15 protein-coding genes are annotated in these 16,401 nt (G+C 55.4%); 8 read left to right on the top strand and 7 right to left on the bottom strand.

Annotated elements, in window-relative coordinates; genetic code table 11:
• Window positions 1–38: 38 nt before the first annotated feature.
• The 4 genes from speB (at window position 39) to pgi (ending at window position 4,618) form a co-directional block, all read left to right on the top strand.
• Window positions 39–1,010 (top strand): agmatinase, encoded by a 972-nt coding sequence (gene speB / locus ACXAIA_RS08945; RefSeq protein ID WP_475349008.1) that lies wholly within the window; start codon window positions 39–41, stop codon window positions 1,008–1,010.
• Window positions 1,011–1,132: 122 nt separating this feature from the next.
• Window positions 1,133–1,732, top strand: coding sequence for a tyrosine phosphatase family protein (locus tag ACXAIA_RS08940; RefSeq protein ID WP_475349007.1), 600 nt, complete (start codon window positions 1,133–1,135; stop codon window positions 1,730–1,732).
• 132 nt (window positions 1,733–1,864) lie between these two features.
• Window positions 1,865–2,824 carry a PfkB family carbohydrate kinase gene (locus ACXAIA_RS08935; RefSeq protein ID WP_475349006.1) on the top strand — a complete coding sequence of 320 codons (960 nt, stop codon included), beginning with the start codon at window positions 1,865–1,867 and terminating at the stop codon, window positions 2,822–2,824.
• Between the two features lie 117 nt (window positions 2,825–2,941).
• Window positions 2,942–4,618 (top strand): glucose-6-phosphate isomerase, encoded by a 1,677-nt coding sequence (gene pgi / locus ACXAIA_RS08930; RefSeq protein ID WP_475349005.1) that lies wholly within the window; start codon window positions 2,942–2,944, stop codon window positions 4,616–4,618.
• 6 nt (window positions 4,619–4,624) lie between these two features.
• Here the strand turns inward: pgi and ACXAIA_RS08925 are convergent, their stop codons facing one another.
• Genes ACXAIA_RS08925 through ACXAIA_RS08915 form a run of 3 tightly spaced genes read right to left on the bottom strand, consistent with a single transcriptional unit; the run spans window position 4,625 to window position 6,197 of the window.
• Complete coding sequence (locus ACXAIA_RS08925; RefSeq protein ID WP_475349004.1) at window positions 4,625–4,909, bottom strand: DUF3253 domain-containing protein; 285 nt, start codon at window positions 4,907–4,909, stop codon at window positions 4,625–4,627.
• Complete coding sequence (locus tag ACXAIA_RS08920) at window positions 4,906–5,100, bottom strand: DUF2256 domain-containing protein (protein WP_475349003.1); 195 nt, start codon at window positions 5,098–5,100, stop codon at window positions 4,906–4,908. The genes ACXAIA_RS08925 and ACXAIA_RS08920 overlap by 4 nt, the downstream gene beginning before the upstream one ends.
• A gap of 23 nt (window positions 5,101–5,123) precedes the next feature.
• Window positions 5,124–6,197, bottom strand: a complete 1,074-nt coding sequence (locus ACXAIA_RS08915; protein ID WP_475349002.1) for an NAD(P)/FAD-dependent oxidoreductase — start codon at window positions 6,195–6,197, stop codon at window positions 5,124–5,126.
• A gap of 186 nt (window positions 6,198–6,383) precedes the next feature.
• Between ACXAIA_RS08915 and ACXAIA_RS08910 the strand changes: the two genes are divergently transcribed.
• The 3 genes from ACXAIA_RS08910 to ACXAIA_RS08900 all read left to right on the top strand — a co-directional run bounded on the left by ACXAIA_RS08910 (window position 6,384) and on the right by ACXAIA_RS08900 (window position 10,384).
• On the top strand, window positions 6,384–7,979 hold the full coding sequence (locus ACXAIA_RS08910) for a choice-of-anchor I family protein (protein ID WP_475349001.1): 1,596 nt from the start codon (window positions 6,384–6,386) through the stop codon (window positions 7,977–7,979).
• A 162-nt stretch (window positions 7,980–8,141) separates the two neighbouring features.
• Window positions 8,142–8,876 carry a response regulator gene (locus tag ACXAIA_RS08905; RefSeq protein ID WP_062954505.1) on the top strand — a complete coding sequence of 245 codons (735 nt, stop codon included), beginning with the start codon at window positions 8,142–8,144 and terminating at the stop codon, window positions 8,874–8,876.
• Between the two features lie 8 nt (window positions 8,877–8,884).
• Window positions 8,885–10,384: a sensor histidine kinase gene (locus ACXAIA_RS08900; protein WP_475349000.1), complete on the top strand. Its 1,500-nt coding sequence runs from the start codon at window positions 8,885–8,887 to the stop codon at window positions 10,382–10,384.
• An 81-nt stretch (window positions 10,385–10,465) separates the two neighbouring features.
• Here ACXAIA_RS08900 and ACXAIA_RS08895 read toward each other — a convergent pair whose 3' ends face one another.
• The 4 genes from ACXAIA_RS08895 to ACXAIA_RS08880 all read right to left on the bottom strand — a co-directional run bounded on the left by ACXAIA_RS08895 (window position 10,466) and on the right by ACXAIA_RS08880 (window position 14,731).
• Window positions 10,466–11,578, bottom strand: a complete 1,113-nt coding sequence (locus ACXAIA_RS08895; RefSeq protein ID WP_475345806.1) for an ABC transporter ATP-binding protein — start codon at window positions 11,576–11,578, stop codon at window positions 10,466–10,468.
• Between the two features lie 4 nt (window positions 11,579–11,582).
• Complete coding sequence (locus tag ACXAIA_RS08890; protein ID WP_044826806.1) at window positions 11,583–12,470, bottom strand: carbohydrate ABC transporter permease; 888 nt, start codon at window positions 12,468–12,470, stop codon at window positions 11,583–11,585.
• Window positions 12,463–13,371 carry a carbohydrate ABC transporter permease gene (locus ACXAIA_RS08885; protein ID WP_475345807.1) on the bottom strand — a complete coding sequence of 303 codons (909 nt, stop codon included), beginning with the start codon at window positions 13,369–13,371 and terminating at the stop codon, window positions 12,463–12,465. Before ACXAIA_RS08885 ends, ACXAIA_RS08890 begins: the two co-directional genes overlap by 8 nt.
• A gap of 97 nt (window positions 13,372–13,468) precedes the next feature.
• Window positions 13,469–14,731, bottom strand: coding sequence for an ABC transporter substrate-binding protein (locus tag ACXAIA_RS08880; RefSeq protein WP_475348999.1), 1,263 nt, complete (start codon window positions 14,729–14,731; stop codon window positions 13,469–13,471).
• A gap of 266 nt (window positions 14,732–14,997) precedes the next feature.
• Between ACXAIA_RS08880 and ACXAIA_RS08875 the strand changes: the two genes are divergently transcribed.
• A complete protein-coding gene (locus ACXAIA_RS08875) occupies window positions 14,998–16,206 on the top strand; it encodes an adenylate/guanylate cyclase domain-containing protein (protein WP_475348998.1) in 1,209 nt (402 codons plus the stop codon).
• The last annotated feature ends 195 nt before the right edge of the window (window positions 16,207–16,401 follow it).

The following is a 16,401-nucleotide window of genomic DNA, read 5'->3' as shown; positions in this document are numbered from 1 at the left end:
GTCCGGGAACGGGACAAGGAATTGGGAAGGATTACGATATGAGCAGCACCGGGGTCATTGACACCAAGGGTGGTGATAACGCCTTCACGGCAAAATCTGTGCATCAAAACACCAGCGAGCCGATGTATTCCGGTGCGTTGTCGTTTATGCGCCGCCGCTATTCCCGTGATCTGAAAGGGATCGATATCGCGGTGACCGGTATTCCCTATGATCTTGCGACTTCAAGCCGCCCGGGTACGCGTCTGGGCCCGCAGGGCGTGCGTCGGGCATCGACCAACCTTGCATGGGCACCGCATTTCCCGTCCGGGCGTGATATCTTTGCCGAATTGGCGGTGATTGATTATGGCGATATGGTTATTGATCCGGGCCATCCGGAAAAACTGCCGGAAATGATCGAGTATCACGCACGTGATATCGTCCAGTCCGGTGCCAAGATGCTGACCATTGGCGGTGATCACTTTGTGACTTACCCAATCCTGAAGGCGCATGCCGAAAAGTATGGCGATGGCATTTCGCTGATCCAGTTTGATGCCCATTCCGATACCTGGGAAGATGATGGTGATCGTATCGATCACGGCACCATGTTCTGGCATGCCGCACAAAAGGGCATCGTCAATCCGTCGAAATCCATTCAGGTCGGCATTCGCACCCATAATGAATCCACCCACGGGTTCAACATCCTTTATGGCCCGGATGTTCATTCGATGTCGATTGACGCCATTGTTGAAAAGATCAAGGTGACGGTGGGGGATAACCCGGCCTATATCACCTTTGATATTGATGGCCTTGATCCGTGCTATGCACCGGGCACCGGCACGCCGGTCCTTGGTGGTTTGACCAGCCATCAGGCCGTCTCGATCCTGCGTGGTCTTGGAGGTCACGTGAACCTGATTGGCAGTGACGTGGTTGAGGTTTCCCCGCCCTATGATGTTTCCGACATTACATCGCTTGCGGGGGCGACCATGGCGTGGGAAATGCTGAACATTCATGCGGTTAATCGCGCAAAGTAATCTGCGACTTCAGATCGATTTTTCAAAGGGCCGGTATCATTTCGTGATACCGGCCCTTGTTTTTTCATTTTCCTGTGCTCTGATAGCTCGCAGAAAAAGAAACGATCTTAGGAGCCAAGGAAATGAAACCAATCGCAATTTCGCGCCTGACCATCTGTGGCATCGACGAACTGCCCACCCATCGCAGCCATGGTGTCACCCATGTCCTGTCCGTGCTTGATCCCGAACGCGAAGACCCGACCATCTTTGGCAATTACGCCCCGCATGAACGCACAATCCTGCGCTTTCATGACGTGATCGAAGACAAAGAAGGCCGTCCGGCGCCGACCAAGGCCGATGTTGAAGCCATCCTTGCGTATGGCGAAACCCTGATTGAAAGCCGTGCGGACCGCCGCGATGGGCATTTGCTGGTGCATTGCCACATGGGCGTATCGCGTTCGACCGCAGCCATGATCACGCTGATGGCGCAGTGTGAACCCGATCGCGACGAAGACAGCATCTTTGCCACCATCCGTGAAATGCGCCCGATTGCCTGGCCGAATTCGGTCATGATTGCCTATGCCGATGACCTTCTGGGCCGTGAAGGCCGTCTGACGGCTGCCCTGCAACGCCACTATGCTGCCCAGCTTGAACGCGATGCGATGTTTGAACGCTGGATGATGGAACTCGAACGCGCGCGCGAGGTCGAGTTTGGCCGCGCGCTCGGCAAGCAAAGCGCGTGATGGCCATGCGCAGGCTAATTGATCGGGTTTTGGTTTGCGTGGGCAATTGAATCGATTTAAAAGGCGGTGGGTCCCACAGACCACAACTAAATAATCCGTCATGTTTGCGGATATTGCGAACGGAGAAACGTCATGACAGCCAAAGCTGTTTGTCTTGGGGAACTGCTGATTGATTTTGTTCCGACAGTGACCGGAACCGGTCTTGCCGATGCCCCGGCCTTTGCCAAGGCCGCCGGCGGTGCGCCGGGAAATGCGGCTGTGGGCCTGCAGCGTCTTGGCATTGAAACCGGCTTTATCGGCAAACTCGGCGATGATGCCTTTGGCCATTTCCTGGTCGATACCCTTAAGGCCGATAATGTCGATACATCGGGCATTGTGCTGACCAAGGAGGCGCTCACCGGGCTTGCCTTTGTTTCCCTGCGTGCTGATGGCGAACGCGAGTTTTCCTTCTATCGCAGCCCGTCGGCGGACATGTTGCTCAGCATTGCCGATCTTGATCAGGACATGCTGAAATCAACCGATCTGTTCCATTATGGAACGCTTTGCATGATCGACGATGACCCACGCGCCGCAACGCTTGAGGCGATCAAGATCGCACGCGAAAACGGGGCGATCATTTCGTGTGACCCGAACCTGCGTTTGCCACTCTGGCCCAGCGAAGAAAAAGCCCGCGAAATCCTGCGACTGGCGATCAGTCAGGCTGATGTCGTCAAAATGTCGGACGAGGAAATCACCTTTGTCTCGGGCAAGGATGACCTCGAAGAAGGCATCAAGGATCTGTGGTGTGATCAGTGGCGCGCGATGATCGTGACCTATGGTCCCAAGGGATCGCGCTATATCACCCCGGAATTTGATGGCTTTGTGCCGTCCTTTGAAATCACCGCGGTCGATGCGACCGGGGCAGGGGATGGTTGCACGGCTGGCTTCCTGTCGCGTCTGCTTAAAGACCCGGAACTTCTTGGTTCCGAGGACAAGCTTGCAGCGGCGTGTCGCTTTGCCAATGCGGTTGGGGCGATTACCGCGACCAAGCGTGGTGCGATCAACGCATTGCCAACCGAAAAAGAAGTCGAAGACTTTCTTTCGGCGCGCTAAGTCGCTAGGAATAGGAATGTCGCGGTATCAGGACCCCAATGGCCGCGACATTCTGCAAACTGTCCCACACATGGTTTGAAACGCGTGCTAGGCTTTTGGCCAAAGCACCGCATTGTGATGAACGAATTTGAATGGGCCGAGGGTGGTATGTCTGCTGATAAAATGACCGCAAGCTGGGAAAAACTCGATCAACTGGGCGCGGAAGTTTCCGAAAAACTCAATCTGCGTCAGGCCTTTGCCGACGATCCCGCGCGGTTTGAACGCTATAGCGCGGCCCTTAATGACCTGTTTGTCGATTATTCCAAAAACCTGATCACCGATGACGTCATGACGGCTCTGGTCGATCTTGCCAAGGCGGCCAAAGTCGAAGACTGGCGCGACCGGATGTTTGCCGGTGATCGGATCAATGTCACGGAAAACCGCGCAGTGCTGCACACGGCCCTGCGGAACCTTGATGGCGGTCCGGTCGAAGTCGACGGCGACGATGTCATGCCGGCCGTCAAGGATGTGCTCGGCCGTCTCAAAGACTTTGCCGCACGGGTGCATTCCGGCGAATGGAAGGGGCACACGGGCAAGAAAATCACCGATGTCGTCAATATCGGTATTGGCGGTTCCGACCTTGGTCCGGTGATGGTGAATGAGGCGCTCCGCCCGTACCACATTGATGGTATTCGCTGCCATTTCGTGTCCAACGTCGACGGCGCGCATATTGTCGATACGCTGAAGTTCCTTGATGCGGAAACGACACTTTTCATCATCGCGTCCAAAACCTTCACCACCGACGAGACGCTCACCAACGCTTATTCGGCGCGCGATTGGCTTGTCGGAATGCTGAAAAACGAAGCCGCCGTTGTCAAGCATTTCGTCGCGGTTTCAACCGCACTGGACAAGGTCGCGGCATTTGGCATCGATACCGACAATGCATTTGGTTTCTGGGATTGGGTTGGTGGGCGTTACAGCCTGTGGTCGGCGATTGGTCTGCCGATCATTCTTGCCGTCGGCTATGAGAAGTTCGAAGAATTGCTGCGCGGCGCGCAGTCAATGGACAATCACTTCAAAACCGCACCGATTGAAACCAACATTCCGATGATCCTTGGTCTGATCGGGGTGTGGTATCGCAATGTGCTGGGCGCATCGAGCCAGGCGATCCTGCCGTATGATCAGCATCTTTCGCGCCTGCCGGCCTATCTGCAGCAGGCCGATATGGAAAGTAACGGCAAGTCTGTTACCCGCGATGGCAAGCCGATTGCCTATGAAACCGGCCCGATCATCTGGGGCGAGCCCGGCACAAACGGTCAGCACGCATTCTATCAGCTGATCCATCAGGGCACTGAACTGATCCCGGTAGATTTCATTGTCGCGGCCAATGCACTGCATCCGCTGGCCAACCATCATGACAAGCTGGTCTCAAACTGCCTGGCACAGGCCGAAGCGCTGATGCGCGGCAAGACAGAGGCCGAAGTCCGCGAAGAGCTTGCAGGCAGTGACCTAAGCCCGGCCGAGATCGATGTGCTGGCCCCGCAAAAGGTGTTTGATGGCAATAAGCCGAGCACCATGATCCTCTATAAGCAGCTTGATCCGTTTACGCTTGGCCGACTGGTTGCGATGTATGAACACAAGATCTTTGTTCAGGGCATCATCTGGAACGTCAATTCCTATGACCAGTGGGGGGTTGAGCTTGGCAAACAGCTTGCCAAGGAACTGCTGCCGATGGTTGAGGGTAAGGAAGATGCAGGATCGCGTGATGCATCGACCGCAGGCCTGATAAAACGCCTTCATGGCTTGCGCGGCTAAGCCTTCTTACTCGTCCTTTTCCGGGACGATGCGCAATCGATAATGACCCGAAGGGCAGTGTTGGCCGTAGCTGACGCCGCCCTTTTCAAATGTCAGCTTGCCCTCGGCACACAATTGATCGGCCACCTGATGCACGCGCGGCATCAGATCACGCCAATAGGAGCCGAATGATTTGGCAATTTCGGACGGGCAGATGGTTTTCTCCACGCCGCGCTGGGCTGCCATATCAATCACTCGCTGGCGCAGAATGGCAAAGGTTGGCTGATCTTCGTCGAGCTGATCAAACATCATGACGCATTGCCTTGTGTGGCGGGTTTTGCGGCCTGCTTGCGCTGGCGACGGCACCGTTCGGAACAATATTGAACCGCGTCCCAGCAATCCTTCCATTTGCGTCGCCAGCTAAACGGGCGCGCACAGGTGACGCAGATTTTCTGTGGCAGATGCGCTTTGCCACGGTTCTGTCCGTTGGCATTTTTCGGCATATCAGTGCGACCAGGGTGTCGGGTTATCCAAGCAGGGTTTCAATCATCGAATGGGCGGCAGATCGCCCACTGCGCCAGGCCGCCTCGACCCGCGCACCAAGGCACCAGTCGCCGGCGGCAATCACGCGGCCGTTCATGCCATTAAGGTGGCTCATGCCAAGCGGGACTTCTGTTCGGGCATATCGCCAGCGGTGCGCCTGCACCGAATGCAGTTCCGGCAGTTTGGCACCACTGACATTGCGCAGCGCGTCGAGCAGTTTTTCAATTACGCGTTCCTTGTCATCTTCAAGATGGGCGCGTGACCATTCCGGGCTGGCATGCAGGACCCATGGATCAGGCGTGCGACGATGGAACATGTCGTTGCTTTGCGTGCTGCGTGCCGCCCAGCTGATTTCGCGACTTGGATACAGCATCGCATCAAACCCGGTCGGAAGCGGTTTTTCAAACGCTGCCATAACGGCCCAGCAAGGTGCCATAACCACCTCGTCAATCGGGCCATACCGCGGGGCGAGTGGACGGAGCAGTTCTGCGGCCTGCGGGGCCGGGGCCGTCGCAATGACACCGTCAAACGGCCCATATGACCCGTCCAGATCATCATGGAGCATGAAGCTACGCTGATTGACCGGCTCTATGCCAACGATGCGATATTGCTTCTGGATCGGAAAGCTGTCCACCAGTGGGCGGATCAGTTTGTTCATCTGCGGCGCACCCTGATACCATTGCTCCTCGGCAAGGTTGCCGACATGACGGGCAATGGGCGATAGCGCATCATTCGTTCCTGTGGCAGCAGTGCCGTCGGTGCGGTCCGTCCCGGTGCTCACGCCGCGATGCAGGTTGGGCGACCAGTTCTGGGCGGCGTTGAATTCGGTTGCTTCCTGAAGGAATGCGTTAAAGCCCGGATCGCGCGCAGTGACATATTGCGCACCATGGTTGAAATGGCCGAATTCGGTCCGCCGCGATGCCAGACGCCCGCCAAGCCCGCGGCTTTTTTCAAACACGGTCACGTTCATGCCGATGCGATGCAAGGTGCTGGCAGCCTTGAGCCCGGCCATGCCCGCACCAATGACGGCAATATTGACGTTCAACATGCTTGGCATCGGGATACTCCTGTTCGCTAACCACCCGTGGTGTTTTTGTGTTGTCATCTCGATACGGGAAAGCCGCGCGATTGGAGCAGTCCTTGCCACAAGAAATTTATGAAACTGTCACCACCGGGTCATCAAACCGTTACAGCAAATCATCACGCTGCTGGCTTTGTTGACGGTTATTCCAAGGGGGAAAACATGCGTTCTTCACTGATGGCGACGGCTGCTGTTTCTTTGCTTCTGAGTGCCTGTGCCGGCACATCTTCTGAAAACACCTTGATGTCGGGCGATGTGGTCAATGCCGGCGCGCATCCGATCACGATTGTGCCGATGGGCGAATATCGCACCGGTATGCTGGATGAAAGTGCGGCAGAAATTCCGGCATTCGATCCGGTGTCACAGCGGGTCTTTGTTGTGAACGGTGCGGACAAGGTGATCGACATTCTTGATATGACGAACCCGTCCGAGCTCACCAAAATCGGTGCGATGGATCTGTCGAGCTGGGGCAAGGGTGCCAACAGTGTTGCCGTCATGAATGGTGTTGTTGCGGTTGCAGTCGAAAACGCTGACAAGCAGGCAGCGGGTCAGGCTGTTTTCTTTGATACCGAAGGCAATTTCATTTCGGCGGTCACCGTCGGTGCGCTGCCTGACATGATCAAGTTTTCCCCGGATGGCAAATATGTGCTGATAGCCAATGAGGGTGAGCCGAACGATGCCTTCACCAACGATCCGGAAGGAACCGTTTCGATCATTTCCATGGCCGGTGGCGCAGAAAATCTGTCGGCCGATGATGTGCGCACGGTTGATTTCAACTTCCTGAATGGCGGTGCGTTGCCTTATGGCATGCGCACTTCGAACCCGGGAACCTCAACCGTCGCACAGGATGTGGAGCCGGAATACATTGCGGTCTCCAAGGACAGCAAAACCGCCTATGTTTCGCTGCAGGAAAACAATGCGGTGGCGATCATTGATATCGAAGCCGCCACGGTCAAACACGTTGCCGGTCTTGGCTTCAAGGATCATTCGGTGCATGCCTTTGACGCCAGCGACAAGGACGGCAAGATCAATATCCGTACCTGGCCGGTCATGGGCATGTATCAGCCTGATACCATCGATGCGATCAACATCGATGGCAAGGACTGGGTCCTGATCGCGAACGAGGGCGATGCCCGCGATTATGACGGCTATAGCGAGGAAACCCGCGTTGGCAAACTGACCCTTGATCCGGTGGCCTATCCGACCGCAAGCACCCTGCAAAAGGATGAAAACCTTGGTCGTTTGAAAACCACCACGGCACAGGGGGACATCGATTTTGATGGTGATGTGGATATCATCTATAGCTACGGCGCGCGGTCGTTCTCAGTGCTTGATGCCAATGGCGAGATGGTCTTTGACAGTGGCGATGCGTTTGAGCAGCTCCTGGCGGCAAACTACGCCAATGTCTTCAATTCCTCGGATACGGAAAACTACAGCCGCGATAACCGCTCCGATGACAAGGGCCCGGAACCCGAAGGCATTGCCAGTGGCTATGTCAATGGCACGCCATACGCCTTTATAGGTCTGGAACGTCAGGGCGGTTTCATGGTCTATGACCTGACCAACCCGACCAACCCGCAGTTCGTAACCTATCACAGTGATCGCCGTTTCTCGGGCAATCCCGAACATGACACCGCCGGTGAACTGGCGCCCGAAGGTCTTCAGTTCGTTGATGCCAAGGACAGCCCGACCGGCAATGCCATGCTGGTGGTGGCATCCGAAGTATCGGGCAGCACCAAGGTTTACGACCTGAAGTAATCAACATTCAGGACAGATTTATTGATGTGGGAAAGCCGGGCATTGCCCGGCTTTTTCGATTTTAGGCACCACATGGTAAAATGGTTCAAACCGTTGTCGAATTAGACTAAACTCCGGCCACGGTCAGGGACATGGCCGATAAAATCAGGGGAGTTCGGGACACTGACGACGCGACGTGAACCACATATTCTGGTCGTTGATGACGATCAGGAAATCCAGAAGCTTTTAAAAAAGTTCCTGTTGCAGCACGGTTTTCGCATTACCACCGTTTCCGACGGCAATGAAATGCACCGTGCCTTGCGCGACTGGAAAATTGATCTGGTGATTCTTGATATCATGTTGCCGGGCGAGGACGGCTTTGCTCTTTGCCGCGATGTGCGCCGCACCTCCAAGGTGCCGATTGTCATGCTGACTGCGGTGGGCGAGGATACTGATCGTATTCTCGGCCTTGAACTGGGCGCGGATGATTATCTGACCAAGCCGTTCAATCCGCGTGAATTGCTCGCACGTATTCGTGCCGTGTTCCGCCGTTTTGAAACAGGTACGGTGGCGCCATCGGATAATGAAGTTACCCCGGCCCACAAGATCATTTTTGGGGAATGGACGCTTGATATTGGTTCCCGCGAATTGCGCGATGCCGATAATGTGGCGGTCCACCTTTCGACCGGTGAGTTTTCGTTGCTTCTGGCACTGGTTAAAAACAACAAGCGGGCGCTGTCGCGTGAGCAGCTTGTTGATATTGTCCGTGGTCAAAGCTCGCTTCCGTTTGATCGCAGCATTGATATCCAGATCAGCCGTCTGCGCCGCAAGATTGAAAAAGACGCCAAGAACCCGAAACTGATCAAGACAGTGCGCGGCATCGGGTATCAGTTCTGCGCTGACACCCAAACGCTTTAGGGCCACCCATGGCCGATATGTTCGCAAATTTCAGCAACTATCTGCGCCGCTACAAGCCGCGCACGCTGGGCGGGCGTATCTTTATCCTGATGATGCTGGGCGGGCTGATCATTGCCGTGCTGAGCGCCATGGCATCCTATTACGTCATCGAACGCGACGAGCGCATTGGCCGCGCCTACACGCTGGGCTTTACCATCCGCGAGCTGGTGCGGATCGCCGAAAACCCGGAATTCGAAGAAAACATTGTCGATATCGCAGCCCGTGACGGGATGACGATGCGCATCCTGCCACCCGATGATGTCGGGACATTGTTGCTGTTTTCGAGGCCCGCCCAGCATATCGCCATGCCAGCACGCCTGGCCAATACCGGCTGGCCGACCTCGGTCAAGGTGCATTTTGAACGCGGGCGGCTCAGTTCCGAGCAACGCGCCATTATCGAGGCCACTGAAAATCCCAGCCTGTTCTTTGCCGAACTGTCACGCGAAATCGCCCGTTTGGGGCTGGAAGCACAGGTCGAAATCCTGATGCCATCGGGCAAGCGCATTCTGGTCAGCCATGATGAGCTTTGGTCGAACTATGCGTCCCCGTCGCTTGTCTTTCTGATGTTCCTGATGGGGGTCGCCGCCGTCCTTGTGGTGTTCGCAGGCTTGGCGGACCTTCTGGCCGGGCCGTTCAAACGCCTGACGCAGGCGATCATTGATCACGGTGATGAGGTCAGCGGGCCACCCGTGGAAGAACGCGGGCCGACCGAAGCGCGGTCGATGGCCGCGGCCTATAACGATCTGCGGGAACGCATTTCACGCATGCTGGGCGATCGCACCCGGATGCTGGCCGCGATTTCGCACGATTTGCGCACACCAAGCACGCGTTTGCGCCTGCGGGCTGAATTCATTGAAAATGATGAACTGCGCGAAACCGTGCTGCGTGATCTTGATGAAATGGATAGTCTTCTCAATGACGCGCTTGATTTCCTGGGTGACTGGATTGCCAAGGAAGAAGAACGCACGGTCGATTTTGTCTCTGTGCTTGAAGCCATCTGTGATGATTATGCCGACCTTGGTCGCCCGGTGAGCTTTGCCGGGCCGCAACCGTTGCAGTTCAGCTCTGTCCATACCGTGTTCGGCGGCGGGGATGAACCCCACAGTTTCGATGGCAAACGCAGTATCCGACTTTCGTGCCGCCCGGGCACGTTAAAGCGCGCCTTTACCAACCTGATCGAGAATGCGCTTAAATACGGTCATCGCGCCAATGTCAGCCTTGAAGCGACCGCCGACAATGTACTCGTCACCATTCGTGACGAAGGGCCCGGAATCCCGATTGAGCATCAGGACAAGGTGTTTTTGCCGTTTTATCGTGTGGAAGGGTCGCGGGCGCGCAGCACCGGGGGCAGTGGTCTTGGGCTTTCGATCGTCAAGACCGTGATTGATGCCCATGACGGGCGCATTGAATTGCGCAATATGCCGGGTAAAGGTCTGGAAGTGATTGTGTCTCTGACGCGCCGGGTTTAGGTCCACGAGAGACAGGATCGAAAAGGGCAGGGCCCAAAAAGAAGAATGGCGGGTGGCCCCCAGAACCACCCGCCAATCAGATCAGATCCGCAACTCGGTATCCGGGTCAAACAGACTGATCTGAGACATGTCGGCCGAGAACGTCATGCTCTCGCCCGGTGTCGGTGCGCGGTCCGGACGGACACGTGCGACGATTTCCTTACCAGCGATTTCGATCACGGTCATGGTGTCGGCACCGGTCGGTTCGATCACTTCAACCTTGCTGTCGAAATTGACATACTGGCTGCCTGGCTCATCCGAACCGGTACGCTTGTGGGTCAGGGCTTCGGGGCGAATGCCAAACACGACATCCTTTCCGACATAGCCATGATAGCTTTCCGGTGCCTCAAACAGCGGCAGGACAATCGGATTATCACCGCGCGGAATGGTCACGGCCAGCTTGCCGTTTTCTTCGCTGAGCGTGGCATTGATGAAGTTCATCGACGGTGAGCCGATGAAGCCGGCAACAAACATGTTGTTCGGACGCTCATAGATGTTTTGCGGCGTATCGAACTGCTGCAAGATCCCGTCCTTCATCACCGCGATGCGCGATGCCAGGGTCATGGCTTCGATCTGATCGTGGGTGACATACACAATGGTCGAGCCCAGACGCTGATGAAGCTTCTTGATCTCGGTACGCATGTCGACACGCAGTTTCGCATCAAGGTTTGAAAGCGGCTCATCAAACAGGAAGATGTCCGGATCACGCACAAGCGCACGGCCCATGGCAACACGCTGACGCTGACCACCCGAAAGCTGGGACGGTTTACGATCCAGAAGCGGCTCGATCTGAAGCAGCTTGGCAACTTCGGCCACCGCCTTGTCGCGTTCCTGGTTGGAGACGCCACGGATTTCGAGGCCAAAGGTGATGTTCTTGCGGACCGTCATGTTCGGGTACAGCGCATAGGACTGGAACACCATGGCGATGTTACGGTCTTTGGGATGCACGTCGTTGATGACGCGATCGCCGATGCGGATTTCCCCGTCGGTCGAGCTTTCTAGACCTGCAATCAGGTTCAGAAGCGTCGATTTACCGCAACCGGACGGACCGACAAGGACGAGAAACTCGCCATCATCGATCGCCAGATTGATTTCCTTGAGAACTTCGACAGGGCCGAATGCCTTGCGAACTTTATCGAGGGTGAGTGATGCCATTTGCTTATCCCTTCACCGAACCGGCGGTCAGGCCGCGGACGAAGTATTTGCCTGCGAGGACATAAACCAGCAGCGTCGGAAGGCCGGTCAGCAATGCTGCCGCCATATCGACATTGTACTGTTTCACGCCGGTCGTGGTGTTGACGATATTGTTGAGTGCGACGGTCATCGGTGCATTGTCGCCAGAGGCAAACGAAGCGCCGAACAGGAAGTCATTCCAGATCTGGGTGAACTGCCAGATGACCGAGACCACGATGATCGGGGTCGAGATCGGCAGAATGATGCGCCAGAAAATGGTGAAGAACCCGGCACCGTCGATGGTGGCTGCCTTGACCAGTTCATCCGGGATCGAAACATAGTAGTTCCGGAAGAACAGGGTGGTGAAGCACAGGCCATAAACCACATGGACCAGAACAAGGCCCGGGGTGGAGCTTGCAAGACCCAGCTTGCCAAGAACCTGTGACATCGGCAGCAGCACGACCTGGAACGGAATGAAGCAGCCAAACAGCAGCAGGGCAAAAACGATATTCGCCCCTTTAAAGCGCCACTTGGTCAGGGCATATCCGTTGATCGCACCAAGGAAGGTCGAAATCAGAACGGCGGGGATCGCCATTTTGACCGAGTTCCAGAAATAGATTTTGATCCCGGTACATTCGACACCAACGCAAGCTTCGTTCCATGCATAGTTCCATGCATCAAACGTCACCACACGCGGCAGCGAAATCAGCGACCCTTCACGAATTTCGTCAAGCGACTTCAACGAGGTCGCGATCATGACGATCAGCGGGAAAAGATAATAGGCCGCAAACAGGATCAGAACGAGATAAAGCAACCCGCGCAGAACGGTATGTTTCCAGCCTGCGTCGTGGCTGTAGGTCTGAATATCAGCCATTTTTCTTGCCTCCGCGCAGTTCGGAATACAGATACGGCACGATGATTGCCATAACGGTCGCCAGCATCATCATCGCACTGGCTGCACCAACACCAAGCTGGTTACGTTGGAAGGCCATCGTGTACATGAAGGTTGCCGGAAGATCGGATGAATAGCCCGGGCCACCACCGGTAAGGGCGATGACAAGGTCAAAGCTTTTAACCGCCAGGTGGGCCAGAACGACGATCGCACTCAGGAAGACCGGGCGGATCGACGGAATGATAATACCGAAATAGATACGGGGCAGGCTGGCACCGTCCATATAGGCCGCGCGAATGATGTCCTGATCGACGCCGCGCAATGCCGCAAGGAACATTGCCATGACAAAGCCCGATGCCTGCCAGACAGCTGCGATCACAACCGTGTAGATCGCCATGTCCGAATTGACCAGCCAGTCGAACTTGAAGCTCGTCCAGCCAAAGTCATGCATCATGCTTTCAAGGCCAAGGCCCGGATTGAGAAGCCATTTCCAGACAGTACCTGTCACGATGAAGGACAGGGCCATCGGATAAAGGAAGATCGTACGAAGCGCACCTTCGGCGCGAATACGCTGATCAAGAAGAACTGCCAGAAGGCACCCGATGAACAGGCAGGTCACAATAAACAGACCGCCAAAGATCAACAGGTTTTCAATGGCAACATGCCAGCGTTCCATCTGCCACAGGCGTTCATACTGTCGCAGGCCTGCCCAATCCCAGACGGGAAGCATGCGCGACTTTGAAAACGCCATATAGCCGGTCCACAGGATGAACCCGTAGACAAAAAACAGGGACGCAGCAAAGGACGGCGCAACAACGATCTTGGAAAGATGACGCTGAATGCTGGCCATCAGGTTGCTTTCGGTGCTTTGAGAAGCCCCCATTACCTTTGCCTCAAAAGTTAAATTACTGGGAAACAGGCCCCGGAAAATCCGGGGCCTGCAAATCGCTCATATCTCAGATTGTTCTGATCAGATGAGATTAGTCTTTGGCCAATTCAACAGCTTCGACCAGGCGCGAGACGGCTTCGTCAGACGACATGTCGGAGTTGAAGTGTGCGGTCACGACGTCAACGATCGCACCTGCAAGGTGGCCGCGAAGCGCCATGCCGTGTGCCATGGACGGAAGGAACCCGCCAGCTTCCTGAGCTGCTTCAAGGTCAGCTTCGGATTTCTTGGCGCAATCGTCGAATTTATCAAGCGATACGCCCGAACGTGCCGGGATCGACCCTTTGAGCAGGTTGAAGGTTTCCTGGAACTTCTCGCCAACGATGAGTTCGGCAAGCAGTTTCTGGCCTTCGACCTTGTCGTCGCCCGAAACATTGAACATGGCAAAGCTGTCAACGTTAAACAGGTAACCGTGCTCCGACGGGGTGGCGGCACAGATGAAGTCTTCGCCCGGTACTTTACCAGCAGCAAGGAATTCGCCTTTTGCCCAGTCACCCATGATCTGCATGGCGGCTTCGCCATTCATGACCATTGCGGTTGCAAGGTTCCAGTCACGACCCGGGAAGTCGGCATCGACATAACCACGGATTTTACGCATCTGGTCAAACACCGCTTTCATGGTGTCGGAGTTCAGTGCGTCTTCGTCGAGGTCGATCAGAGCTTTCTGGAAGAATTCCGGACCGCCAAGACCAAGAACAACGGTCTCGAATACGGTTGCGTCCTGCCACGGCTGACCACCATGTGCGACCGGCGTAATGCCAGCAGCCTGCAGTTTGTCAGCAACGTCGTTGAATTCGTCCCAGGTGGTCGGTGCGGAATCAACACCAACTTTTGCCAGAAGGGCCGGGTTTGCCCAGATCCAGTCAACGCGGTGTACGTTTACCGGAACAGCAACATAGTCGCCTTCATACTTCATGACGTCCTGGATCGCAGCCGGGATCACGTCATCCCAACCTTTAGCAGCAGCAACGTCGTTCAGATCGGCAAGTGCGCCCTGTTCGGCCCATTCCTGAATGGCCGGACCTTTAAGCTGAACAGCAGCCGGTGCATCGCCCGACAGAACGCGCGAACGCAGAACGGTCATGGCTGCATCGCCAGCGCCGCCAGCGACCGGGCTATCAACCCAGGTGCCGCCATTGGCTTCGAAATCTTCTTTAAGGGATGCGACAGCTTTTGCTTCGCCGCCCGAAGTCCACCAGTGCAGAACTTCAGCGGTCGGCTCGGCATGAGCAAAGCTTGCAGTCGCGAGTGCAGAAAACGCCACACCAGTGGCGAGGATGGTTTTGCGCAGATACATCTAGGTTTCCTCCCTGGCTTTTAACCATTTGCAGCGACAACATGCTGCGAGAGGGGGCGCAATGCATCCACAAAACTGTAACAGGGCGTTTCCAGATTGCGAACTGAAACAAACTGTTACAAAATTGGTAATATACAACCTAACTATATTGCAGGGCAGCAAAAACAATTAGGGCGTTTATGTGCATTAAAGCTGTGACGGTTTGGAATGAATGTGTGAAAATCCGTCGTGATTGTTGCGTTGTCAAAGGGGAATAAGGCCCGGATATGTGGAATAATGCAGCTGTTATTGACTGGATTGCGGCAACAGGTCGGTTGCTTGAAGACCCGAACGCGTTCTTCGACGGGTTGATGGCGCAGCTCAACGCCAATGGCTTTCATATTGCGCGCATGCGCTGTTCGATTCAGGCCCTTCATCCGCAAGTCGCTGTCTGGTCTTTTACCTGGGATCGCGATCACGGGGCGCATTTGTGGGAGGCCTCGCACGGCATTCACGAAAGTGATGCCTATATCGGAAGTCCGGTCGAAGAGGTGAACCTGCATGGCGGTCCGGTTCGAATCCCGCTCGCCAAGGTCAACCCGGTCGATCATCATCCGCTGGTCGGCGAACTGATCGGGATGGGGCTGACGGATTATTATTGTACCCGTGTCCGGTTCAGTGGCGGGCGTTGGTGTGTGATGACGATTGCCACCGAACAGGCGGACGGGTTCGACGATTCCGAAATCGCAAGTTTTGACGGGTTGCTTGATCATATTGGCGTGGTGCTTGAGCTGCATGTCACCAAACGGATCGAGCATTCCCTGCTTGATACCTATTTAGGTGAGCGCACCGGCGCACGGGTCATGCATGGCCAAATGCGTCGCGGGGACGGGGAAACCATTCGCGCAGCCCTTTGGTTCAGTGATGTGCGTGATTTCACGGTTCTGACCGAAACCCTGTCGGTCGAGCAGTTGCTTGATAGTCTTAATGTTTATTTTGAAACAGTTGAACGCGCCGTGCGCGCCCATGGCGGTGAAATCTTGCGTTTCGTTGGCGACGCGATGCTGATTGTCTTTGCGCAGGAAAATGACCAGACCGCCGAAACCGTCTGTGAAAATGCCCTGCGCGCGGCCGAGGCTGCTTTGGTCGATCTCGAAACAGTCAATGAAACCCGATTACAGGCCGGTTTACCTTTGCTGCGGTTTGGGGTCGGGCTGCACTATGGCGAAGTGGTCTATGGCAATGTTGGCGGGACCCATCGGCTTGATTTCACCGTGATGGGGGTGGCCGTGAACCGCACCGCCCGTTTGGAAAGCCTGACCAAACAGATTGGAGCACCCTTGTTGATGTCTGATGTTCTGGCAAGTCACATCAAAGCCCCGACCGTCTGCTGTGGTGACTTTGCGGTCAAGGGGGTTGCCGACCCCTTGAAGGTGCATGCCCTTGAAACAGCTCTTCCTTTAGCCCCGGTTAACGGTCCAAAAAATCACGGGTAGGGGCGTTTTTGCTGTTTGATTCAGTAAAAATGTTGCACTGCACTGTTCGCGCAGAGGCACAATTCAACTTAAAACATCAGACTTAACCCCACCATCAGCCACCAATTGTCGGGTATGGTCAGCCGATATCTGTATATCTGTGAATAAATGGCACAGATGATATGCATGTTTTGGTGGTTGAGGATCAAATGCAAT

It is taken from the genome of Thalassospira sp. ABL2_045, from assembly GCF_056161285.1.
The sequence above is the reverse complement of the archived record's forward strand: the minus strand, read 5'-3'. Positions and strand labels throughout refer to the sequence as shown.

Bases quoted from the DNA above. Each gene is read 5' to 3' on its own strand.
- speB (WP_475349008.1), top strand. From the start codon at position 39: ATGAGCAGCACCGGGGTCATTGACACCAAGGGTGGTGATAACGCCTTC.
- ACXAIA_RS08940 (WP_475349007.1), top strand. From the start codon at position 1,133: ATGAAACCAATCGCAATTTCGCGCCTGACCATCTGTGGCATCGACGAA.
- ACXAIA_RS08935 (WP_475349006.1), top strand. From the start codon at position 1,865: ATGACAGCCAAAGCTGTTTGTCTTGGGGAACTGCTGATTGATTTTGTT.
- pgi (WP_475349005.1), top strand. From the start codon at position 2,942: ATGAACGAATTTGAATGGGCCGAGGGTGGTATGTCTGCTGATAAAATG.
- ACXAIA_RS08925 (WP_475349004.1), bottom strand. From the start codon at position 4,909: ATGATGTTTGATCAGCTCGACGAAGATCAGCCAACCTTTGCCATTCTG.
- ACXAIA_RS08920 (WP_475349003.1), bottom strand. From the start codon at position 5,100: ATGCCGAAAAATGCCAACGGACAGAACCGTGGCAAAGCGCATCTGCCA.
- ACXAIA_RS08915 (WP_475349002.1), bottom strand. From the start codon at position 6,197: ATGCCAAGCATGTTGAACGTCAATATTGCCGTCATTGGTGCGGGCATG.
- ACXAIA_RS08910 (WP_475349001.1), top strand. From the start codon at position 6,384: ATGCGTTCTTCACTGATGGCGACGGCTGCTGTTTCTTTGCTTCTGAGT.
- ACXAIA_RS08900 (WP_475349000.1), top strand. From the start codon at position 8,885: ATGGCCGATATGTTCGCAAATTTCAGCAACTATCTGCGCCGCTACAAG.
- ACXAIA_RS08895 (WP_475345806.1), bottom strand. From the start codon at position 11,578: ATGGCATCACTCACCCTCGATAAAGTTCGCAAGGCATTCGGCCCTGTC.
- ACXAIA_RS08890 (WP_044826806.1), bottom strand. From the start codon at position 12,470: ATGGCTGATATTCAGACCTACAGCCACGACGCAGGCTGGAAACATACC.
- ACXAIA_RS08885 (WP_475345807.1), bottom strand. From the start codon at position 13,371: ATGGGGGCTTCTCAAAGCACCGAAAGCAACCTGATGGCCAGCATTCAG.
- ACXAIA_RS08880 (WP_475348999.1), bottom strand. From the start codon at position 14,731: ATGTATCTGCGCAAAACCATCCTCGCCACTGGTGTGGCGTTTTCTGCA.
- ACXAIA_RS08875 (WP_475348998.1), top strand. From the start codon at position 14,998: ATGTGGAATAATGCAGCTGTTATTGACTGGATTGCGGCAACAGGTCGG.